Below are 21,149 nucleotides of genomic sequence, written 5' to 3' on the forward strand. Positions count from 1 at the left end.
CTCCGCCGCGCGGGCGCGACCAGCCACATCCGGCCCGCAGCCGAACGTCTACCGTTCCAGAACGAGCGCAAGCCCCTGGCCCACCCCGATACAAAGCGTGGCGACACCAACGCCACTGCCAAGCCGGGCCAGCTGATGGGCAACAGTGCCGGCGAGCCGAGCCCCGGACGCACCCAGCGGATGCCCGATAGCAATCGCCCCACCCTGCGGATTGAGAATCGCGGGATCGAACTCGGGCCACTCGGCCACACACCCCAGCACCTGCGCCGCGAAGGCCTCGTTCAGCTCCAGCACGGACAGGTCGTCGAAGCCCCTGCCCGCCTTGGCCAACGCCCGGTTGACCGCCTCCACGGGCGCCAGCCCGAAGTAGTGCGGGTCGATCGCGGAGACTCCGGTGGCGGACACCCGGGCCAGCGGCTCACGCCCGGTCGCCCTCAACCCCTCCTCGTCGACCAGCAGCAGCGCCGCCGCACCGTCGTTCAACGGCGACGCATTGCCCGCCGTCACCGTGCCCCCCTCCGTACGGAACGACGGCTTCAGCCTGGACATCGCCGCCAGGGACGCATCCGGCCGGACACACTCGTCGGCGGCGAAGACGACCGGGTCGCCCTTGCGCTGCGGAATCGCCACGGGGGCCAGCTCGGCGTCGAACAACCCGGCCCGCTGAGCATCCGCGGCCTTCACATGGGAGGCCAGCGCGAACTCGTCCTGCTGCTCCCGGCCGATCTTGTGCTTGTCGGCGATGAGTTCGGCCGACTCGCCCAGCGGGATGGTCCACTGCGGCTCCATCCGCGGGTTGACCATCCGCCAGCCGAGGGTCGTCGAGTACAGCTCGGTGTGCCCGGCCGGGAAGGGCCTGTCGCTCTTCGGCAGGACGTACGGCGCCCGGGTCATGGACTCGACCCCGCCGGCCAGCGCGATCGAGGCGTCGCCGACGGCGATCGCACGGGCCGCCTGGATCACGGCCTCCAGGCCGGACGCGCACAGCCGGTTGACGGTCACGCCCGGCACGGAGGTGGGCAGGCCCGCGAGCAGGGCGGCCATCCGGCCGACGTTGCGGTTCTCCTCACCGGCGCCGTTGGCGTTGCCGAAGTACACGTCCTCGATGCGCGCCGGGTCCAAGTGCGGAGTGCGGGCAAGGAGTTCGCGGACGGCGTGCGCGGCCAGGTCGTCCGGGCGCACGCCGGCCAGTGCGCCGTTGTAGCGGCCGATCGGCGTGCGGACCGCGTCGACGATGTAGACGTCCTTCACTTCACGCCCTCCGGCACGGTCAGTTCGGCGTCGGTCTTGCCGGCGATCTCGGCGGCGGTCACGCCCGGCGCGGTCTCGATCAGGACGAGTCCGTCGTCGGTGACGTCCAGGACGCCGAGGTCGGTGATGATCCGGTTCACGCACCCCTTGCCGGTCAGCGGCAGGGCGCACTCGGTGAGGATCTTCGGCGAGCCGTCCTTGGCGGTGTGCGTCATGACGACGACGACCGTACGGGCGCCGTGCACCAGGTCCATCGCCCCGCCGATCCCGGTGATCAGCTTGCCGGGGATCGCCCAGTTGGCCAGGTCGCCCCGCTCGGACACCTGCATGGCACCGAGCACCGCCACGTCGATGTGCCCGCCCCGGATCATCGAGAACGACAGCGCCGAGTCGAAGAACGACGCGCCCGGCAGGACCGTCACCGTCTCCTTCCCCGCGTTGATCAGGTCCGGGTCGACCTGCTCCTCCGCGGGGTACGGACCCGTGCCCAGGATGCCGTTCTCGGATTCGAGGACGACCTCGACGCCCTCGGGGAGGTAGTTGGGGATGAGGGTGGGCAGCCCGATGCCGAGATTGACGTACTGGCCGTCCCTCAGCTCCCGTGCCGCCCGCGCGGCCATCTCCTCGCGACTCCAGGCCATCAGGACCTCACCGTCCGCTGCTCGATCTTCTTGTCCGCCGCCTGCTCAGGGGTGAGCGCGAGCACCCTCCGCACGAAGATGCCGGGCAGATGCACCGCGTCCGGGTCGATCTCGCCGGGCTCCACCAGCTCCTCCACCTCGGCGATCGTGACCCGTCCGGCCATCGCGGCCAGCGGGTTGAAGTTCCGGGCGGACTTGCCGAAGACCAGGTTGCCGTGCCGGTCGCCCTTCGCGGCCCGGACCAGGGCGAAGTCGGTGCGGATGCCCCGCTCCAGCACGTACTCCGCGCCGTCGAACTCCCGGACCTCCTTCGCCGGGGAGGCGATCGCGACCCCGCCCTGCCCGTCGTAGCGCCACGGCAGTCCGCCCTCGGCGACCTGCGTGCCCACCCCGGCCGGGGTGTAGAAGGCGGGGATCCCGGCGCCGCCGGCGCGCAGCCGCTCGGCCAGCGTGCCCTGCGGGATCAGCTCGACCTCCAGCTCACCGGCCAGGTACTGCCGGGCGAACTCCTTGTTGGCGCCGATGTAGGACCCCGTCACCCGGGCGATCCGGCCGGCCGCCAGCAGGACGGCCAGGCCCGTCTCCATCGCCCCGCAGTTGTTGGAGACCACCGACAGCCCGGCCACCCCGCGCTCGTACAGCGCCCCGATCAGCACGTTCGGCACACCGCTCAGCCCGAAACCGCCCACCGCGAGCGACGCGCCGTCCGGGACGTCGGCCACCGCCTCCAGGGCTGTGGCGACCACCTTGTCCATCCGAGAAGCCCCATCTCTTCCGAGCGACCCGACCCCATTTAGTCAGGGCACTGAGTATTTTCGCGAAGCTGCTCTCACGCTGCCACCGGGACGGAAGGGCGTCAAGACCTCGGTGTATCCACCTCCGGTCCCTTGTGCGGACGGCAGACAGTCCATGAGCGGCCGGGTATTGTTCAGTGCACCGACGAATACGAGCGAGGGGTGCACATGGCGGCGGCGGACCTCACCACCCACCCCGGGCACCTGGCCCGGCGGCTCCAGCAGGCGCACTACCTGCTGTGGAACACGATGGTCTCCGAGGAGATCACCTCGCCCCAGTACGCGGTCCTCAACACGCTCGTCGACGAGCCCGGGCTGGACCAGCGCACGGTGGGGGAGCGGGTGGGCCTGGACCGGTCGACCATCGCCGAGGTGATCAGCCGGCTCAGCCGGCGCGGACTCCTCGACAAGATCCGCGACCCCGAGGACGGCCGCCGTTCCCTGCTGCGTCTCACGGACGAGGGCGAGCGCACCCACCGCAAGCTGACCGTGCGCACCGCCCGGATGAACCAGGTGTTCCTCGCCCCGCTGTCGGCCGAGGAGCGGACGGTGTTCTTCGACCTCATCCGGCGTGTCGCGGACGCGGCCGAGGGGCTGCGCAACCCGGGGGAGTCCCTGGTGGCGCCCCGCTGACGGGCGCGGCCCGCGGGTCAGGACGCCTTGGCGTACACCACCCACACCTGGCCCTTCGCGAAGTTCACCGGTGTGCCGTCGCCGGTGGTGAACGCCGTGCCGTCCGCGCCCTCCTCGCGCTTCCAGTGCACGTCGTAGGCCCGCCCGTCGCGCAGGACCCTGGCCTTTCCGGAGCCCACCGTCTGCGTGTACGGCGTGTTGTGGCCGAGGAAGTCGCGGAAGGCGGACTCGCGCACCTTCACGTACTGCACGACGACCGTCGCGGCCGCCATCCGCTTCCCGTCGGCCGTCGTGGCGGGCGCGCCGTCCATGCCGACCAGCCAGCGGTCCCGGGAGTCCGACCAGGTGAAGGTGAAACGGGCCGCCGGGTAGCGCACCGTCTGCGAGGTCGTCGGCGTGCCGCCGGCCGGGGCGGAGCCGTAGCGGAAACCGGTGGTCAGGGCGGCCCGGCCGGGAACCTCGGGCACGATCCGCTCGGGCCGCAGATAGAGGTTGTGCGGGGCGGTCCTGCCGGGGCCGCGGAAGTAGGCGTCGGGGGTGCTGCCCGGCGTCTCCGACTCCAGCGGTGCCCTGTCGATCAGCGGCAGGAGCCTCTTCTGCGCGCCCGAGAAGGCGAGTACGGGCCGGTCGAACTGGCGCAACAGCTCCAGATCCGACTCGCGGGCGCTGCGCACCGGGCCGACCGCCTCCGGCAACCGCGTCGCGTACACCGCCATCAGCCGGCTCAGCCCGCCCTCGACCTGCTCCGCGTACACCACGTCCGCCGCGTCGACGCCGGTGTGCGGCCGGGCCGCGGCGGCGTTGTCGAGCTTGACGGCGAGCACGGGGGAGCCGGTCGCCGCAGACGACGATGATGTGCCTTGCTCCGGCTGCCGGGAGGTGCCCCGTCCGTCGTCGCCGGGAGTGCCCCCGCTGGTGCAGCCCGCCGCCAGGGCGGCCGTCACCGTGGCGGCCAGCAGCGCCGCTGTCGTCGCTGCGCGCCGTCCGCGCGCCCCTCGTTCCCTGCTCACCGTCGCCACCGGCTCCATGTCCTCGATGTGTCTAGATTGTGCACTTATATGTCTACCGATGGCCATACCTGATCAATTTTGACGGAGGGGCTCCGCTTCGCCCGCCGTTCGGCTCAAGGTTGAGCGTGGATACGCCCGGGTACCCGGGCCTCGCCGACTGACCGACCGGCCGACCGACGCGCACGCTGACGGAGGGAGCGCGAGGCGATGAGGGCTGTGACCTGGCAGGGGAAGCGGGACGTCCGGGTGGAGAACGTGCCCGATCCGGAGATCCGGGAACCGACGGACGCGGTCATCCGCGTCACCTCCACCGGACTGTGCGGTTCCGACCTGCACCTGTACGAAGTGCTCACGCCGTTCATGACCCCCGGGGACATCCTCGGCCACGAACCCATCGGCATCGTCGAGGAGGTCGGCGCCGGCGTCCCGGACCTCCAGGCCGGAGACCGGGTCGTGGTGCCGTTCCAGATCGCCTGCGGCAACTGCTGGATGTGCCTGACCGGCCTGCCCACCCAGTGCGAGACCACCCAGGTCCACGGCGAGGGCATGGGCGCCGCCCTGTTCGGCTACACCCGCCTGTACGGCTCGGTGCCGGGCGCCCAGGCCGAGTACCTGCGCGTCCCGCAGGCGCAGTACGGCCCGATCAAGGTGCCGGAAGGCCCGCCCGACGACCGGTTCGTCTACCTCTCCGACGTCCTGCCCACCGCCTGGCAGGCGGTCGCCTACGCCGACGTCCCGCAGGGCGGCAGCATCGCCGTGCTCGGCCTCGGCCCCATCGGGGACATGGCCTGCCGCGTCGCCCAGGTCAAGGGCGCGGGGCGGGTGTTCGGCGTGGACCTGGTCCCGGAGCGGCTGCGCCGGGCCCGCTCGCGCGGGGTGGAGACGTACGACCTCAGGTCCTTCGACGACGAGAAGGAACTCATCGAGGCGATCCGCGACGAGACCGACGGCCGCGGCCCCGACGCCGTGATCGACGCGGTCGGCACCGAGGCCCACGGCAGCGCGGCGGCCAAGCTCGCCCAGCAGGCCACGGCGGTCATGCCCCGCAAGCTGAGCGGCCCGTTCGCCGAACGCTTCAGCATCGACCGCCTCGCCGCCCTCTACACCGCCATCGACCTGGTCCGGCGCGGCGGCACCATCTCGCTGTCCGGCGTGTACGGCGGCATGGCGGACCCGATGCCGATGCTCACCCTGTTCGACAAGCAGATCCAGATGCGGATGGGCCAGGCCAACGTCCGCCGCTGGAGCGACGACATCATCCCGTACCTGACCGACGAGGACCCGCTCGGCGTCGAGGACTTCGCCACGCACCGGGTGCCGCTGTCGGAGGCCCCGCACGCGTACGAGATGTTCCAGCGCAAGCAGGACGGCGCGGTCAAGGTGCTGATGCAGCCCTGACGGGTCTTTGTGTGCTCTACACGCCCAGGATCTCCGCCAGGTCGTAGCGGACCGGCTCCTGGAGCTGCGCGTACGTGCAGCTCTCCGGGGTCCGGTCCGGGCGCCAGCGGCGGAAACGGGCGGTGTGCCGGAAGCGCTGCCCGTCCTCCATGTGGTCGTAGGCCACCTCGGCCACCCGCTCCGGCCGCAGCGGCACCCACGACAGGTCCTTGCGGCCCGACCAGCGGCTCGGCGCCCCCGGCAGCCGGGCCTTCTCGTGCGCGGCCTCCTCGGACCAGGCCGCCCACGGATGTCCCCGGACATCGTCCATGCGCAGCGGCTCCAGCTCCTCCACCAGCTCGGCGCGCCGCTTCATCGGGAACGCGGCGGACACGCCCACGTGCTGGAGGGTGCCCCGGTCGTCGTACAGGCCGAGCAGCAGCGAGCCCACCACGGGGCCGCTCTTGTGCAGGCGGTACCCGGCGACGACCACGTCCGCCGTCCGCTCGTGCTTGATCTTGAACATGGCGCGCTCGTCCGGCCGGTAGCGCACGGTCAGCGGCTTGGCGATGACCCCGTCCAGCCCCGCACCCTCGTACTGCTCGAACCAGCTGCGCGCCACCTCGATGTCGGTGGTCGCCGGAGCCAGGTGCACCGGCGCGGTCACCCCCGACAGCTCCCTGTCCAGCAGCTCCCGCCGCTCGGTCAGCGGGACGTCCATCAGCGACTCGTCCCCCAGCGCCAGCAGATCGAAGGCGACGAACGAGGCCGGTGTCCGCTCGGCCAGCATCCGCACCCGCGAGTCCGCCGGGTGGATCCGCTCCGTCAGCGCGTCGAAGTCCAGATGCCCCTCCCGGGCGATCACGATCTCCCCGTCCACCACCGAGCGCTCCGGCAACCGCTCCCGCACGGCCGTCACCAACTCAGGAAAGTACCGGGTCAGAGGCTTGCCCGTACGGCTGCCGAGCTCGACCTCGTCCCCGTCGCGGAAGACGATCGCCCGGAACCCGTCCCACTTCGCCTCGTACTGCATGCCCGACGGGATCGTCGCCACCGACTTGGCGAGCATCGGCAGGACAGGGGGCATCACCGGCAGATCCATGGTCCGATTCTGCGCCCATGTGCCGGAGAACGCCCGATGTGCGAGGTATGCGGGGTGCGCCTACCGTGGCTCGCATGGGTGACGCGGTGGAGCTGGAGACGGGCGGCCGGACCGTACGGCTGTCCAGCCCGGACAAGGTGTTCTTTCCGGAGCGGGGCTTCACCAAGCTGGACCTCGCCCGCTACTACCTGGCCGTCGGCCCCGGCATCCTGCGCGCCCTGCGCGACCGCCCCACCACCCTGGAGCGCTACCCCGAGGGCGTGAACGGCGAGAACTTCTTCCAGAAGCGGGCGCCGAAGAACATGCCCGACTGGATCCCGACCGCGCACATCACCTTCCCCAGCGGCCGCAGCGCCGACGAGATGTGCCCCACCGAGGTCGGTGCCGTGGTGTGGGCCGCCCAGTTCGGCACGCTCACCTTCCACCCCTGGCCGGTCCGCCGCGACGACGTCGACCGCCCGGACGAACTCCGCATCGACCTCGACCCGCAGCCCGGCACCGACTACGAGGACGCCGTCCGCGCCGCCCACGAACTGCGGGCCGTCCTCGACGAGTTCGGCGGGCTGCGCGGCTTCCCCAAGACCTCCGGCGGCCGGGGCCTGCACGTCTTCGTGCCCATCGAACCCCGCTGGACCTTCACCCAGGTCCGGCGCGCCGCCATCGCCGTCGGCCGGGAGATGGAGCGGCGGATGCCCGAGCAGGTCACCATCAAGTGGTGGAAGGAGGAGCGGGGCAAGCGCATCTTCATCGACTACAACCAGACGGCCCGCGACCGCACGATCGCCTCCGCCTACTCCGTACGCCCCCGCCCGCACGCCCCCGTCTCCGCACCCCTGCGCTGGGACGAGGTGGGGGTCGCGCACCCCCAGGACTTCGACCTCGCGACGATGCCCGCGCGCTTCGCCGAACTCGGCGACGTGCACGCGGACATGGACGACCACCGCTACTCCCTGGAGGCCCTGCTCGACCTCGCCCGCCGCGACGAACACGACCACGGGCTGGGAGACCTGCCGTACCCGCCCGAGTATCCGAAGATGCCGGGGGAACCGAGGCGGGTACAGCCGAGCAGGGCCAGGAAGGCGACCGGCGGGCCTACAACTCCTTGATCCGGATGTCGCGGTACGAGACCACATCCGTCGTGCCGTGCACCTGGAGCCCGATGTAGCCGGAGGCGAACCGCCGCCCGTCCGTGCCCGGGTCGTCCGAGCGGGGCGGGCTGAACTCCTGGCCGCCGGTGTTGTCGAACTCGTTGATCAGCACGCCGTTGCGGAACACCGAGTAGTGCTGGCCGACCACGCGGATCTCGTAGTCGTTCCAGGTGCCCTTCTGTGTCACACCGGCGCCGGCGAGGCCCACCCGGTCGAACCCGTAGACCGAGCCCGTCTTGTACATGTCGCCGTCGGGCCGGTCGAGCACCTGGACCTCGTGCCCGTACTTGATGGCGACCCACTCCGGCCGGGACTCCTCCGGGTGGTCGTGGACCCACGGGAAGCGCACGAAAACACCGGAGTTGGCGTTGCCCGTGCCCGGGGCGTCGTCACGCCACTGGAGCTTCAGCGAGAAGTCGCCGTACTTGCGCTGCGGGAACCACAGCATGCCCATGCCGGGCGTGGTGGTGCTGGAGGTGATCGTCTTGTCGGGGTTCAGCGCGAACGAACCACCGCCCACCTGCTGCCACTTGGCCAGCGACTCGGCACTGCCGTCGAAGAGCGCCCGGTAGCCCTCGGTCTGCCCCGGCTTGCCGATGCCGGACTGGCGGGCGGCCTTGCGGATGGCGGTGTACTCGCGCTGGTCGATCACGCCCTCCTTCAGCAGCGCGTCGAGGACGGACGTCACGTGCTTGAGGAACAGCGCGTGGGACGTCCACTCCTTCTCGTCCTCGATCAGCTCGCCGATCCGGCAGCGGTTGTCCGTGACCCGGTTGCGCACGCCGGAGTCGACGTCACCGACGATCACCGTCAGCCGCTCGTCGTACTCCGGGCAGTTCGGCGCCGGCACCTGCCCGGAGACGACCGTGAAGGTCACGGTACGCGCCGCCGAGGTGTTGCCGGCCTTGTCGGTCGCCCGGTACGCCACGGTGTGCGCGCCCGCCCGGTCGACCACCACCGGCGCCGTGTACGCCAGGTACGGTCCGCCGTCCAGCGAGTACTCGATCTTCTCGACGCCCGAGCCGTGCTCGTCGGTGGCCGTGACGGTCACCCGGGCGCTGTTGACGTACGCCCCGTCGGAGTTCTTCGTGCCCTCCACGGTCACGCCCGTCACCGGCGGGGTGGTGTCCTGCGGCGGCGCCGCGACGACCGTGAACTGCACGCTCTTCTCGGCCGCCACGTTGCCCGCCTTGTCCGTGGCGCGGTAGCGGACGGTGTGCGCGCCCACCTGGTGCACCATCACGGGCGCGGTGTACGGCTGCCAGGCACCGGAGCCGATCGCGTACTCGATCGTGTTCACCCCGGAGCCCGTGTCGGACGCGGAGACGGTGACCGTCGCCATGTCGATGTACGCCCCGTCCGGGTCGCGCTCGCCGGTCACCGTCGCCGAGGTCTCCGGCGCCGTCGTGTCGTCCGACTGCGGCGCCACCACCGTGAACGCGGTGCTCTTCTCGGCGGAGACGTTCCCCGCCTTGTCGAAGGCGCGGTAGCGGACCTTGTGGGCGCCCACCTGATCGATGACGACCGGCGCCGTGTACGGCTGCCAGGCGCCCGTGTCACCGATCGCGTACTCGATCCTCTCGACGCCGGAGCCGCCCTCGTCGGTGGCGCGGATGGCCACGCTCGCCGAACCGACGTACTCGCCCTGCGCGTTCTGCGTCCCGCTCACCTGCGCCGACGCCTCGGGTGCGGTGGTGTCCTCGCCGGTGCCCTCGGTCACCACCAGGATGCCCTGCATCTGGCCGTGGCCGGGGATCGTGCAATGGTAGAAGTACCGGCCGGGCGTGAGGGTGACCTGGGCGGTGTGCTTGCCGCCCTGGGCGTCGTTCGGATTGGCCAGGATGTTGAGCTGCACGTCGTTGTTGAACTCGGGATCGCTGGTCACGAACGTCAGCGTGTGCGGCATGCCCGTGGTGTTGCCGGTGGCCGCACTGTTCTCGAACACGATCGTCGCGCTGCCGGCGACCGCCGTCTTGGGCGCCGAGAGGTACTTGTCGATGTCGTTGCCGGCCGTCCAGGTGAGGACCTGTTCGGCGGCCGGCGCCTGCGTCTGCCCGGCGGCGGGCATCGCCTGCACACCGAGCATCACGAGCAGGGCGGCCAGCAGGGCTGCCCAGATTCTTCGCTGCCGGATCACTCGGTCCCCCTCGCCAGCTGACCGGCGGCCGGGGTCGGCCCGCCGCCCTTGTAGGTGACCCGCCACAGGGCCGACTTGGAGTCCGAGGTGAAGAAGCCGCGCCCGTAGTCGAGGACGTACAGCGCGCCGTCCGGACCGAACTTCCAGTCCATGAGGTTCTTGATGCCGTCGTTGCCGATCGGCACGATCTTCTTCAGCGACTCCGAGTGCACCGGCAGACCGCCGTCGCCTTGCGTCTTCGGGTCCAGGAGCACCGCGTTGCGCGGCTGGTCGGCGTCGTAGAAGTCACCGACGAACCACTTGCCGTCCCAGTAGGCGGGCCACTTGGTCGCACTCGTGCTGCCGGTGTCGTACCGGTAGACCGGCCCGTTCATCGCGGCCTGCCCGCCGCCCTTCAGCCAGGGCAGCCGGTACGTCGCCTCCTCCGGCTTGTACGACGGGACACCGTTCGCGTCCCGCGGGTAGTCCGGCGCGCCGCCCTGCGGCGAGTACCAGATGTTGTTGCCGGTGACCGGCGGCAGATTGACCAGACCGTCGTTGTTCGGCGACTCGTTCTTCGGGTGGTCGCAGTCGTACCAGCCGAGCGGCTGGGACGGGTCCGGCAGATTGCGGTCCCGGTAGGGCTGCTTGTTGCCCATGCAGTACGGCCAGCCACGGTTGCTCGCCTTGGTGATGGCGGCGAACGTGTCGTACTTGGCCGGCCCCCAGGTCGTCGAGGGCGCGCTCGCGTCCGGGCCGACCCAGCCCGCATACAGCACGTCGGTCGACTTGTCGATGAAGATACGGGCGGGGTTCCTGACCCCCATCACATAGATCTCGCCGCGTGTCTTGCCGCCGCCCTCGTCGGTCTCCTTCCCGGTGAAGAGGTTGCCCTCGGGGAGCGTGTACGTCCCGTCCGGCTCCGGGTGGATGCGCAGGATCTTGCCGTTGAGGTTGTTGGTGTTGCCGGCCGTGCGGCGCGCGTCCGCGAAGGAGACGCCCTTGTAGTTCGGCTGCGGGTTGTTGCCCGAGTAACCACCGCTGAACCCGCTGGAGTTGTTGTCACCCGTGGCGATGTACAGGTTGCCCTTGGAGTCCCAGGCCATCCCGCCGCCCGAGTGGCAGCAACTGTGGATCTGCACCGGCCACTTCAGCAGCACCTTCTCGCTGCCCAGGTCCAGCTTGTCGGTCGCCTGGTCGAGCGTGAAGCGGGAGACCCGCCGCTCGGCCATCCGTGTGTGCCGGTTGATCTGCGAGTGAGGCGTGTAGTGCAGATACACCCAGCCGTTCTGCTCGAACCCGGGGTCCAGTTCGATCCCGAGCAGCCCCTCCTCGACCTTGACCAGTTCGTCGCCGCCGCCCTTGTTGCCGAAGACGGTGAGCGCCCCGGCGAGCGTGACCTGCTTGGTCTTCGGGTCGTAGACGTGGATCTCGCCCTTGCCCTTGCCGATGTCGGGGTTGTTCCAGTCGGTGACCACGGGCTGCGAGGAGTCGGCGCCGCCCCGGCCGATGTAGAACACCCGGCCGTCGGGCGCGGTGACCAGCCCGTGCGGCTCGCCGATCTGGTCGTTCTGCCCCGGCTGGTTGGGCTTGGTCAGCCGCTCCGCCGCGTAGTTGGCGTTGATGGTCGCCTTGCAGTCGGCCTGCTCCAGCCGGGTCGTCCACATCAGCGCGCCGCGCAGATGGGCCCGGAAGTCGGTCTCGTCGTACGACGAGACCGTGCCGCCCATGCCGGTGTAGAAGGAGCGTCCGCCGTCGTAGTCACGGCACCAGCTCACGGGATGGTCCCAGCCGTTGGCACCCGCCCCCGGCTGATAGGTCGACTCCCGGACCCGGGCCACCGTGTGGACGTCGCCCGACGGGTTCTTCACCCAGTTCAGCCACTTGTCGGGGCGCTTCCACTGCACCGGCAGGTCCTTGGTGGCCGGGTGCCGGCGGTCGCCGACCTCGACGGTCGCCCGCTGGGCGGCGGCCGGGCTCGACGCCGCCGGCCGGGCCCCCACCAGTCCGGTGAACCAGTCCGAGTACGGCTCCGCGCGCGCCGCGTCATGAATGCCGACGAACCCGCCGCCGGCCTCCATGTAGGCCTCCAGGCCCGCCTCCTGCTCCGCGTCGAGGACATCGCCCCCGCCGGTCAGGAACACGATCGCGTTGAAGCGGCCGAGTTTCGTCTCGTCGGTGAACACCGAGGCGTCGTCGGTGGCCTGAACCTTGAAACGGCGGTTCGCCGGTCCCGACAGCCCGATGTCCTCGATGGCCTCGATCCCGGCGTTCACGACCGGCGACTCCTCCCCGGCCGCCGCGGAACCGTGGAAGATCAGCACCCGTGCATTCGCGCCGCCCGGCGGCGACTTGATCGACATCGTTGTCAGCGGGGGTCCCGGGTACGGGCCCGCGTGGGCGGGCCCCGACAGCAGTCCGGCGGTCACGGCCCCGGCGGCCACGGAGGCCGCCCAGACACGTCTTCCCTTGCTCAACCCTCGTAAGTGCATGGGCACCTCCTCGGTCACAGCAACACCGCCAAGGAAGCTAAACCCCTTTTCATGTCTCGCCAATACCTATGACCGTGATGGCCCCAACTTTGTCTTGAGTGTGGATAAACGGGAGCCCGGCCGGTACCGTCTCACAGGTTCGTCACAGGTACGTCTGTCGTAAAAGCCTTACCAGGGTGGGGAGTTCCGCATGGACAGACGCAGCTTCAACCGGCGGGTCCTGCTGGGGAGCGCGGCCGTCGCGACCTCGTTGTCCGTGGCGCCGGAGGCCGTCAGCGCCACCGGACCGGCGAAGACGGCACCGGCCGGGGGCGAGGTGAAGCGCATCAAGCTGTACGCCGAGAAGCTCGCCGACGGGCAGATGGGCTACGGCCTGGAGAAGGGCAAGGCGACCGTCCCCGGCCCGCTCATCGGGCTCAACGAGGGCGACACGCTGCACATCGAGTTCGAGAACACCATGGACGTGGCGGTGAGCCTGCACGTCCACGGCCTGGACTACGAGATCACCAGCGACGGCACGAAGCTGAACCGCAGTCATGTCGAGCCGGGCGGCACCCGCACCTACACCTGGCGCACCCACGCCCCCGGCCGCCGCAAGGACGGCACCTGGCGGGCGGGCAGCGCGGGTTACTGGCACTACCACGACCACGTCGTCGGCACGGACCACGGCACGCAGGGGCTTCAGAAGGGCCTGTTCGGCCCGGTCATCGTCCGCCGCAAGGGCGACGTCCTGCCCGACCGGACGCACACGGTCGTCTTCAACGACATGCTCATCAACAACAGGCCGCCGCACTCCGGGCCGAACTTCGAGGCCACGGTGGGTGATCGCGTCGAGTTCATCGTGATCACGCACGGCGAGTTCTACCACACGTTCCACATGCACGGTCACCGCTGGGCGGACAACCGCACCGGCATGCTGACCGGCCCCGACGACCCCAGCCAGGTCATCGACAACAAGATCACGGGCCCGGCCGACTCGTTCGGCTTCCAGGTGATCGCGGGGGAGGGGGTAGGCGCCGGCGCCTGGATGTACCACTGCCATGTGCAGAGCCACTCCGACATGGGGATGGTGGGACTGTTCCTGGTGAAGAAGCCGGACGGCACGATTCCCGGCTACGACCCGCACGGGCACGGGGAGCACGATCCCCAGGAGGGCGACCAGCGGGAGCACGAGCACTGACGGTCGCGCGGGCGCGAGAGCGCTCTCACCACCTGCGCCGGCGGGGCTATCCTGATCCGCACCCGCAGGTGAGGAGCCCCCAAGTGACCGACACAGCGCCGCGTCCCACGCTGGAGGCCGTGGCCGCCCGGGCCGGTGTCTCGCGGGCCACCGTCTCGCGCGTGGTCAACGGCGGGGACGGGGTCAGGGACATCCTCGTCGAGCGGGTCCGCAAGGCGGTGGAGGAGCTCGGGTACGTGCCCAACCAGGCGGCCCGCAGCCTGGTGACCCGGCGGCACGACGCGATCGCGGTCGTCGTCGCCGAACCGGAGACCCGCGTGTTCGCCGACCCGTTCTTCGCACTCCAGCTGCGTGGCATCAGCAAGGAACTCACGGCCCACGACAACCAGCTCGTCCTGCTGCTCACGGAGGGCCGGGACGACCACGCCCGGGTCGGCCGGTACCTCGCCGGCGGGCATGTCGACGGGGCGCTCGTCTTCTCCCTGCACCTCGACGACCCGCTGCCCGGGCTGATCCAGCGGGCCGGCGTCCCGACCGTCTTCGGCGGGCGGCCCGGCTGGAGCGGTGACCGGCGCGGCGTGGTGTACGTCGACAGCGACAACCGCGGCGGCGCCCGTGACGCGGTCCGCCACCTGGCCGGCCTCGGCCGCACCCGTATCGCGCACATCACCGGCGCCCTCGACCAGACGTCCGCCGTGGACCGGCTCGACGGCTACCGGGACGTCATGGTGGACGCCGACCCGCGGCTGATCGCCGAGGCCGACTTCACCCCGGCCGGGGGCGAACGGGCAATGCGGGAACTCCTCGGCCGTTGCCCGGACCTGGACGCGGTGTTCGCCGCCAACGACCTCACCGCCTCGGGGGCGCTGCGCGTCCTGCGCGAGGCCGGGCGGCGGGTCCCCGACGACGTCGCCGTGATCGGCTTCGACGACATGCTGCCCCTCGCGGAACAGACCGATCCGCCCCTGACGACGGTCCGTCAGGACATCGAGGAGATGGGCCGTCTGATGGCCCGCCTGCTGCTGCGGGGGTTCGACCGCGGCACTCCTCAGGAGGGCGTCGGCGACACGCCCTCCGGCGTCGTCCTCCCGACGACCCTGGTACGGCGGGCGTCCGCGTAGTCCCGCTCAGGTGCCTCAGCCAGGCTGCGGTTCACTGCGGATCACCGCGAACCGCGCCCCGTACGGGTCCGTGAGCTTGGCGAGGCGGCCCACGCCCGGCAGGTCCGTGGCGGGCATACGGACCGTGCCGCCCAGTTCCCGGGCCCGGGCGACGGTGGCGTCCGGGTCGGTGACCTCGAGGTACGGCAGCCAGTGGGCCTCCTCCTCGGCCGCGTCGGCCAGGGGGACGAGGCCGCCGAACATGGCGTCCTCGCTCTCTCCGGGCGGGGTGAGGGTGGTGTAGGTGCCGCCGGGGAAGTCGACGCCGACGGTCTCCAGGCCGAGCACGGAGTGGTAGAAGGCGGCAGCGGCCGGGACGTCCGCCGTGTACAGCTCCAGCCAGCACAGCGAGCCGGGCTCCCGGACGACGTCCAGGCCCTTGTTCCGGCCCGGCTGCCACAGGCCGAAGGGCACCCCCGCCTGGTCGGCGAGGATCGCCATACGGCCCAGGTCCTGCACGTCCATGGGCTGCATCAGCACCGAGCCGTGCGCCTCACCGGCCGCCCGCGCCGTGGCGTCCGCGTCCGGCGCCTGGAAGTACACCGTCCAGGAGGGCGGGCCCTGCTCCGGGGTGGTCTGCATGCCACCGGCCGTGGTCCTGCCGTCGAGCTGGAAGAGGCCGTACCCGCCGACCTCGGGCCCACCCGGCTGGAACCGCCAGCCGAACAGGCCGCCGTAGAAGGCGGCGGCGCCGTCGATGTCGGGGGTGCCGAGATCGATCCAGTTCGGAGCGCCGGTCACATAACGGGTGGTGAGCATCGTCGGTCTCCTCGCACAGGTTCCGTCGTCTGCTCTGCCGAGTCTCGCACCGGCCACTGACAAGCGCCGCCGGAGCGCCGCCGGAGCGTGACGCCGGGTTTCCGCGCGCCGCCGTGCGTCGGCGGGTCCGGCGGGTGACCATCAAGGTGGCCCGAGGCGCGTCCATCAAGGTGGCCTCAGGTCCGCCCGTGTGGTGTTGATCCCGCGTTGATCGAACGTTTTTCGCCCTCCGGAACGCTTCTGGGCATGCACATCGACACCATGATCTCGCCCGAACTCGCCTGGCAGCAGGAAGCGTTGTGCGCGCAGACCGGGGCGGACTTCTTCTTCCCCGAGCCCGGCAGCTCGGTACGGGAGGCGAAGCGGATCTGCGGCCTGTGCCCGATCCGTGACGCCTGCCTGGAGTACGCGATGGACAACGACGAACGGTTCGGTGTCTGGGGCGGTCTGTCGGAGAAGGAGCGGCTGGAACTGCGGCGTACGTCCCGGTAGCCGTGTGCGCGTATCAGCCGGGGTGGGGGCCGGGCGGGCGCGCGCAACGCCGAGGCCCCGGCCGCTCGTGGCGGTCGGGGCCTCGCAGTCATGGGGCCGGATCGGCCGGGGCGGCCGTCAGGCGCCGGCGGCGCCCGCCCGGGCCGCCATACGGGCCTTGCGCGCGGCCAGCTTCTCGTCGAACTTCGCCGCCTCGCTGTCCAGGCCGCCCATGTACAGGCCCAGTTCCTCCTGCGCCTTGAGGCCCTCGGGGCCCAGGCCGTCGATCTCCATGATCTTCAGGAAGCGCAGCACGGGCTGGAGCACGTCGTCGTGGTGGATGCGCAGGTTGTAGACCTCGCCGATCGCCATCTGCGCGGCGGCGCGCTCGAAGCCGGGGATGCCGTGGCCGGGCATCCGGAAGTTCACGACCACGTCCCGCACGGCCTGCATGGTCAGGTCGGGAGCCAGCTCGAACGCCGACTTCAGGAGGTTGCGGTAGAAGACCATGTGCAGGTTCTCGTCGGTCGCGATGCGCGCCAGCATGCGGTCGCAGACCGGGTCGCCGGACTGGTGGCCGGTGTTGCGGTGCGAGATGCGGGTGGCCAGCTCCTGGAAGGCGACGTAAGCGATCGAGTGCAGCATCGAGTGCCGGTTGTCCGACTCGAAGCCCTCGCTCATGTGGGACATGCGGAACTGCTCCAGCTTGTCCGGGTCCACCGCGCGCGAGGCGAGCAGGTAGTCCCGCATCACGATGCCGTGCCGGCCCTCCTCGGCCGTCCAGCGGTGCACCCAGGTGCCCCAGGCGCCGTCGCGGCCGAAGAGCGAGGCGATCTCGTGGTGGTAGCTGGGCAGGTTGTCCTCGGTCAGCAGGTTCACGACGAGCGCGATGCGGCCGATCTCGGTGACCTTCGACTGCTCCTTGTCCCAGGCCTCGCCGTCCTCGAAGAGGCCGGGGAAGTTGCGCGCGTCGCTCCAGGGCACGTACTCGTGCGGCATCCAGTCCTTGGCGACCTGCAGATGCCGGTTGAGTTCCTGCTCGACCACTTCCTCCAGTGCGTACAGCAGCTGAGCGTCGGTCCAGGCGCCGGCGGGGCTGCCGAGGTGGGGAGTGGTGATCGTCATGGACTCTCCAGGGGGACATGCGTACGAGCGGTGAGCGGTAACCTACGGCATCGTAGGCTACGTTCCCGTAGGTTACGATGCCGTAGGTTAAGGGCGCTGTAAAGGCACCTGATCAGCGGTGTCGCTCGTCCGCGCCCCACCCCGCCCCGGAGCCGCAGGTCGAGGGGCTGGACCGAGGGCGTACGGCCTCCTCAGGCGTACAGCCCCCGCAGCCGCACCGAGAGGCACGTCACACATCCCTCGAGCTTCTCGAACTCGCTGATGTCCACGACGACCGGTTCGTACCCCAGGTCCGCGAACAGCTCCGCGGTCTTCGGCGCGCTGGCCGCCATCAGCAGTTTGTCACCGCCGAGCAGCACGACGTGCGAACCGGACTCCTCCGGCACCGGCAGGAAGCGCGCGAACAGCGAAGGCGCGTCCATCTTCGGGATGTGCCCGATGACCGTCCCGTCCGGCAGCGCCGTGACCGCCGACTTCAGGTGCAGCACCTTGGTGACCGGTACGGCGACGACCCGCGCGCCCAGCGGTTCGAACGCGGCCCGCAGCTGCTGGACGCCGGCGGCGTTGGTGCGCCCGCCCCGGCCCACGTACACGGTGTCGCCGATCTTCAGTACGTCACCGCCCTCCAGGGTGCCCGGCTCCCAGATCCAGTTCACCGAGCAGCCCAGACCGGCCACGGCCTCCTCGACCCCGGCGGTCTCGTCACGCCGGGACTCGGCGCCCGGGCGGGCGATCAGCGCCACGTTCTTGTACATCACGACCGTGTCCTCGACGAACACCGAGTCCGGGCAGTCGCCGGCCGGGTCCACCTCGATGGTCTCCCAGCCGTGCGTGCGCAGGGCCGCCACGTACGCCTCCCACTGCTCGACCGCGAGGTCGGCGTCGACCCTCTCCCGCTCGATGTGTGTCACCAGCCCTTCGGCAAGACGCGGGCTGGGGCGGCGGACGAGGGCCTTCTTGCTGGGCACGAGCGTGACTCCGTATCGGATGGGACGTGTCTGGACGGCGCCGACGGAGCCTCCGGGGTCGGCCGGAACCCATCGGGCGTCGGCCGACCATCATGCAGGGCGATCCCGGAAGAGGACACCCCTGGGGGAGTCCGGCGCCTTGGCAGGCAGCAGGGGTGAGTGCCCGCCTCCGGGCCCGGCCGGCTCCTGGCGGGTCCTGCACCCGGCCCGACGCGTGCGGATCACCGGACAGCACCGCCCGGGCCGGTCTGCTGCCGACCCGGGCGGCTCCAGGCCGCCGCCTCCGGCCCAGGGGCGGTTTGCTGTCGGCGCGGGCGAGACTTGGCGTGGGCCGTTCTTGGTCGGTGCCAGCGGCGCCCCTCGGCCTCGCCCACGCCCTGGTGGAGACCGCCCACCACGCCCTCACCGTCGCGGCCGATCCCACCGACCGGGCGTCGCTCGCGCAGGCCCTCGCCGACACGACCCCCGACACCATCGCCGGCACCCTCGACTGGACCGGCGGACCGCCCCCCGACACCGCCCTGCTGCCGCTGGTCGGCGGGCAGTGGCAGCACGGCCCGGACGGCCCGCGCCTCGCCGTCGTCAGCAACACGGCGCTCCCGGACGTCCCGCTCACCGGGGAGCTCACACCGGCGAGGTGACGGCCGATGCCGCGACGGCCCGCCGCAGGTGCTCCCCGGTGAACGATCCCCGCGCCTCCAGCAGCTGTCGCGGCGTCCCCTCGAAGACGATCTCGCCGCCGTCCCGGCCGCCGTCCGGGCCGAGGTCGATCACCCAGTCGGCCCGGGCGACCACGTCCAGGTTGTGCTCCACGACGACGACCGTGTTGCCCGTGTCGACCAGCCGGTCCAGCAGGGCGACGAGTCCCTCCACGTCCGCCATGTGCAGCCCGGTCGTCGGTTCGTCGAGCACGTAGACCGAGCCCGTCCGGTGCAACCGTGTAGCCAGCTTGATGCGCTGCCGCTCGCCGCCGGAGAGCGTGGAGAGGGGCTGGCCGAGCGTCAGATACGTCAGTCCGACGTCCCGCAGGGCCCGCAGCCGGCGTCGTACGCCCGTGTCGTCGAAGAAGGCGAGCGCCTGCTCGGCCGTCATCTGGAGGACGTCGGCGATGGAGCTGCCCTGGACGGTCAGCCGCAGCACCTCCTCCTTGAAGCGCCGCCCCTCGCAGTCGTGGCAGGTCGTCGTCACCGGGTCCATGAAGGCGAGGTCGGTGTGGATGATGCCGCGGCCCTCACAGGTGCCGCAGGCGCCGCCGGAGTTGAAGCTGAAGAGACCGGCCTCGGCCCCCGTCTCGCGGGCGAAGATCTTCCGTACGGTGTCCATGATCCCCAGGTAGGTCGCCGGAGTGGACCGGCCCGAGATCCCGATCGACGACTGGTCGACGACCACGGCGTCGGGGTGCGCGGCGGTGAACTCCCCGACCAGGGTGCTCTTCCCGGATCCCGCGACCCCGGTCACGGCCGTGAGCACACCGGCCGGGAACCGCACGGTCACGTCGCGCAGGTTGTGCCGGTCGGCGCCCTTGACCCACAGCTCGCCGCCGGCCTGCCGTACCTGTTCCTTGACCGCCGTGCGGCGGCGCAGGCAGCGCCCGGTGAGGGTGTCGGAGGCGGCCAGTGAGGCCGGTGTGCCCTCGAAGACCACGCGGCCGCCCTCGGCGCCGGCGCCAGGCCCCATGTCCACGACGTGGTCGGCCAGCGCGATGACGTCCGGGTCGTGCTCGACGACCAGCACGGTGTTGCCCTTGTCGCGCAGCCGCAGCAGCAGATCTCCGAGGCGGCCCACGTCGCGCGGGTGCAGCCCGACACTCGGCTCGTCGAAGATGTACGTCATCCCGGTCAGGCTGGAGCCGAGGTGCCGCACCGTCTTCAGCCGCTGCCCCTCCCCGCCGCTGAGGGTCGACGTCTCCCGGTCGAGGCTGAGATAGCCGAGGCCGATCGCCTCGACGCGCTCCAGCGCGGTCACGGCCGCCCGCGCGATCGGCCCGGCCACCGGGTCGTCGATCTCCTTCAGTACGGCGATCAGGTCCGTGATCTGCATCCGTGCGCAGTCGGCGATGTTCCGGCCGCCGATCCGGGTGGTGAGCGCCGCCGCGTTGAGCCGGGCTCCCCGGCAGGCCGGGCAGGTGCCCTCCACCAGGAACTCCCGGACGAGGTCGCGGGTCTTCTGGCTCATGGCCGACAGGTCCCGCTTCAGGTACAGCCGCTCGAAACGGTCGGCCAGCCCCTCGTAGTCGGTGGTCCAGGTGCCGCCGCTGCCGTTGACGGTGACCTTGCTGCCGGGCCGTCCGCGCATCAGGAACTCGCGCTCGTCGGCGGTGAACCGCCCCACCGGCTTGTCGGGGTCCAGGTCGGCGCTGTTCGTGTACGCCTGGCCCTGCCAGGTGCCCGCGGCGAACGGCGGGAAGCGGACCGCCCCCTCCGCGAGGGAACGGTCGGGATCCAGGATGCGGTCCCAGTCGGGCCGTACCGTCCGGCCGAGGCCGTCGCACTCGGGGCACATGCCCGACGGGTCGTTGAACGAGTACGCGGTCGCCGGCCCGGCGCTCGGGGTGCCGTGCCGGGAGAACAGCACCCGGATCACCGAGTAGATGTCCGTCATGGTGCCGACGGTCGACCGGGAGTGGCCGCCGACCGGCCGCTGGTCGACGACGATCGCGGGGGAGAGGTCCTCCAGGCCGTCCGCCTGCGGCCGCTCGTACTTGGGCAGCCGGTTGCGGACGAACCACGGGTACGTCTCGTTCAGCTGGCGCTGCGACTCCACCGCGATCGTGTCGAAGACGACGGACGACTTCCCCGACCCCGAAACGCCGGTGAACACGGTCAGCCGGCCTTTCGGGATGCGGAGGGTGACGTCCTTGAGGTTGTTCTCGCGAGCTCCTGTCAGGGTGATGACATCGTGCGTGAAGTCGGTCATGCCATC

The 21,149-nt window shown here is 71.0% G+C and carries 18 protein-coding genes; 7 read left to right on the plus strand and 11 right to left on the minus strand.

All coding sequences use genetic code 11. The features are described from left to right. Positions 1-48: 48 nt before the first annotated feature. Genes QF034_RS34955 through QF034_RS34965 form a run of 3 tightly spaced genes read right to left on the minus strand, consistent with a single transcriptional unit; the run spans position 49 to position 2,647 of the window. The gene (locus QF034_RS34955) at positions 49-1,251 is read right to left on the minus strand and encodes a thiolase family protein (RefSeq protein WP_307178674.1); all 1,203 of its coding nucleotides are present in this window, start codon (positions 1,249-1,251) and stop codon (positions 49-51) included. Next, on the minus strand, positions 1,248-1,892 hold the full coding sequence (locus QF034_RS34960) for a CoA transferase subunit B (RefSeq protein WP_307178675.1): 645 nt from the start codon (positions 1,890-1,892) through the stop codon (positions 1,248-1,250). The genes QF034_RS34955 and QF034_RS34960 overlap by 4 nt, the downstream gene beginning before the upstream one ends. Continuing rightward, positions 1,892-2,647: a CoA transferase subunit A gene (locus QF034_RS34965; protein ID WP_307178676.1), complete on the minus strand. Its 756-nt coding sequence runs from the start codon at positions 2,645-2,647 to the stop codon at positions 1,892-1,894. Before QF034_RS34965 ends, QF034_RS34960 begins: the two co-directional genes overlap by 1 nt. A gap of 207 nt (positions 2,648-2,854) precedes the next feature. Here QF034_RS34965 and QF034_RS34970 point away from each other — a divergent pair, with 207 nt between their 5' ends. Beyond that, positions 2,855-3,319: a MarR family winged helix-turn-helix transcriptional regulator gene (locus QF034_RS34970; RefSeq protein ID WP_307178677.1), complete on the plus strand. Its 465-nt coding sequence runs from the start codon at positions 2,855-2,857 to the stop codon at positions 3,317-3,319. A 17-nt stretch (positions 3,320-3,336) separates the two neighbouring features. Here the strand turns inward: QF034_RS34970 and QF034_RS34975 are convergent, their stop codons facing one another. Further along, complete coding sequence (locus QF034_RS34975) at positions 3,337-4,347, minus strand: DUF3048 domain-containing protein (RefSeq protein ID WP_307180051.1); 1,011 nt, start codon at positions 4,345-4,347, stop codon at positions 3,337-3,339. A gap of 189 nt (positions 4,348-4,536) precedes the next feature. Here QF034_RS34975 and QF034_RS34980 point away from each other — a divergent pair, with 189 nt between their 5' ends. Then, positions 4,537-5,727 carry a zinc-dependent alcohol dehydrogenase gene (locus tag QF034_RS34980; RefSeq protein WP_307178678.1) on the plus strand — a complete coding sequence of 397 codons (1,191 nt, stop codon included), beginning with the start codon at positions 4,537-4,539 and terminating at the stop codon, positions 5,725-5,727. 16 nt (positions 5,728-5,743) lie between these two features. Here QF034_RS34980 and QF034_RS34985 read toward each other — a convergent pair whose 3' ends face one another. Beyond that, positions 5,744-6,808: an ATP-dependent DNA ligase gene (locus QF034_RS34985; protein WP_307178679.1), complete on the minus strand. Its 1,065-nt coding sequence runs from the start codon at positions 6,806-6,808 to the stop codon at positions 5,744-5,746. A 74-nt stretch (positions 6,809-6,882) separates the two neighbouring features. Here QF034_RS34985 and ligD point away from each other — a divergent pair, with 74 nt between their 5' ends. Then, positions 6,883-7,914 carry a non-homologous end-joining DNA ligase gene (gene ligD / locus QF034_RS34990; RefSeq protein ID WP_307178680.1) on the plus strand — a complete coding sequence of 344 codons (1,032 nt, stop codon included), beginning with the start codon at positions 6,883-6,885 and terminating at the stop codon, positions 7,912-7,914. On the opposite strand, the gene QF034_RS34995 is transcribed toward ligD, so the two are convergent. Together QF034_RS34995 and QF034_RS35000 are read right to left on the minus strand one after the other, a co-directional pair. Next, on the minus strand, positions 7,901-10,042 hold the full coding sequence (locus tag QF034_RS34995) for an OmpL47-type beta-barrel domain-containing protein (protein WP_307180052.1): 2,142 nt from the start codon (positions 10,040-10,042) through the stop codon (positions 7,901-7,903). The genes ligD and QF034_RS34995 overlap by 14 nt on opposite strands. A 47-nt stretch (positions 10,043-10,089) precedes the next feature. Then, complete coding sequence (locus QF034_RS35000) at positions 10,090-12,564, minus strand: ThuA domain-containing protein (RefSeq protein WP_307178681.1); 2,475 nt, start codon at positions 12,562-12,564, stop codon at positions 10,090-10,092. Between the two features lie 190 nt (positions 12,565-12,754). On the opposite strand from QF034_RS35000, the gene QF034_RS35005 reads away from it, so the two are divergent. Together QF034_RS35005 and QF034_RS35010 are read left to right on the plus strand one after the other, a co-directional pair. Further along, the gene (locus tag QF034_RS35005; RefSeq protein WP_307178682.1) at positions 12,755-13,744 is read left to right on the plus strand and encodes a multicopper oxidase domain-containing protein; all 990 of its coding nucleotides are present in this window, start codon (positions 12,755-12,757) and stop codon (positions 13,742-13,744) included. Positions 13,745-13,827: 83 nt separating this feature from the next. Beyond that, a complete protein-coding gene (locus QF034_RS35010; protein ID WP_307178683.1) occupies positions 13,828-14,865 on the plus strand; it encodes a LacI family DNA-binding transcriptional regulator in 1,038 nt (345 codons plus the stop codon). Positions 14,866-14,880: 15 nt separating this feature from the next. On the opposite strand, the gene QF034_RS35015 is transcribed toward QF034_RS35010, so the two are convergent. Beyond that, positions 14,881-15,663 (minus strand): VOC family protein, encoded by a 783-nt coding sequence (locus tag QF034_RS35015; RefSeq protein ID WP_307178684.1) that lies wholly within the window; start codon positions 15,661-15,663, stop codon positions 14,881-14,883. A 246-nt stretch (positions 15,664-15,909) separates the two neighbouring features. On the opposite strand from QF034_RS35015, the gene QF034_RS35020 reads away from it, so the two are divergent. Continuing rightward, positions 15,910-16,155, plus strand: coding sequence for a WhiB family transcriptional regulator (locus tag QF034_RS35020; protein WP_010042893.1), 246 nt, complete (start codon positions 15,910-15,912; stop codon positions 16,153-16,155). A 117-nt stretch (positions 16,156-16,272) separates the two neighbouring features. Here the strand turns inward: QF034_RS35020 and QF034_RS35025 are convergent, their stop codons facing one another. Further along, on the minus strand, positions 16,273-17,259 hold the full coding sequence (locus tag QF034_RS35025; RefSeq protein ID WP_307178685.1) for an acyl-ACP desaturase: 987 nt from the start codon (positions 17,257-17,259) through the stop codon (positions 16,273-16,275). Positions 17,260-17,450: 191 nt separating this feature from the next. Next, the gene (ddaH, locus tag QF034_RS35030; protein WP_307178686.1) at positions 17,451-18,227 is read right to left on the minus strand and encodes a dimethylargininase; all 777 of its coding nucleotides are present in this window, start codon (positions 18,225-18,227) and stop codon (positions 17,451-17,453) included. Positions 18,228-18,571: 344 nt separating this feature from the next. On the opposite strand from ddaH, the gene QF034_RS35035 reads away from it, so the two are divergent. Beyond that, positions 18,572-18,868 (plus strand): hypothetical protein, encoded by a 297-nt coding sequence (locus QF034_RS35035; protein ID WP_307178687.1) that lies wholly within the window; start codon positions 18,572-18,574, stop codon positions 18,866-18,868. Here the strand turns inward: QF034_RS35035 and QF034_RS35040 are convergent. Beyond that, entirely contained in the window at positions 18,852-21,143 is a 2,292-nt protein-coding gene (locus QF034_RS35040; RefSeq protein ID WP_307178688.1) for an ATP-binding cassette domain-containing protein, read from the minus strand. The genes QF034_RS35035 and QF034_RS35040 overlap by 17 nt on opposite strands. Positions 21,144-21,149: the final 6 nt, after the last annotated feature.

Source organism: Streptomyces africanus (genome assembly GCF_030816955.1).
In the GTDB taxonomy this organism is placed as follows: domain Bacteria; phylum Actinomycetota; class Actinomycetes; order Streptomycetales; family Streptomycetaceae; genus Streptomyces; species Streptomyces africanus.

Coding starts and splice junctions, on each gene's coding strand:
- QF034_RS34960 (WP_307178675.1), bottom strand. CDS start 1,892: ATGGCCTGGAGTCGCGAGGAGATGGCCGCGCGGGCGGCACGGGAGCTG.
- QF034_RS34965 (WP_307178676.1), bottom strand. CDS start 2,647: ATGGACAAGGTGGTCGCCACAGCCCTGGAGGCGGTGGCCGACGTCCCG.
- QF034_RS34970 (WP_307178677.1), top strand. CDS start 2,855: ATGGCGGCGGCGGACCTCACCACCCACCCCGGGCACCTGGCCCGGCGG.
- QF034_RS34975 (WP_307180051.1), bottom strand. CDS start 4,347: ATGGAGCCGGTGGCGACGGTGAGCAGGGAACGAGGGGCGCGCGGACGG.
- QF034_RS34980 (WP_307178678.1), top strand. CDS start 4,537: ATGAGGGCTGTGACCTGGCAGGGGAAGCGGGACGTCCGGGTGGAGAAC.
- QF034_RS34985 (WP_307178679.1), bottom strand. CDS start 6,808: ATGGATCTGCCGGTGATGCCCCCTGTCCTGCCGATGCTCGCCAAGTCG.
- ligD (WP_307178680.1), top strand. CDS start 6,883: ATGGGTGACGCGGTGGAGCTGGAGACGGGCGGCCGGACCGTACGGCTG.
- QF034_RS34995 (WP_307180052.1), bottom strand. CDS start 10,042: ATGCTCGGTGTGCAGGCGATGCCCGCCGCCGGGCAGACGCAGGCGCCG.
- QF034_RS35000 (WP_307178681.1), bottom strand. CDS start 12,564: ATGCACTTACGAGGGTTGAGCAAGGGAAGACGTGTCTGGGCGGCCTCC.
- QF034_RS35005 (WP_307178682.1), top strand. CDS start 12,755: ATGGACAGACGCAGCTTCAACCGGCGGGTCCTGCTGGGGAGCGCGGCC.
- QF034_RS35015 (WP_307178684.1), bottom strand. CDS start 15,663: ATGCTCACCACCCGTTATGTGACCGGCGCTCCGAACTGGATCGATCTC.
- QF034_RS35020 (WP_010042893.1), top strand. CDS start 15,910: ATGCACATCGACACCATGATCTCGCCCGAACTCGCCTGGCAGCAGGAA.
- QF034_RS35025 (WP_307178685.1), bottom strand. CDS start 17,259: ATGACGATCACCACTCCCCACCTCGGCAGCCCCGCCGGCGCCTGGACC.
- QF034_RS35040 (WP_307178688.1), bottom strand. CDS start 21,143: ATGACCGACTTCACGCACGATGTCATCACCCTGACAGGAGCTCGCGAG.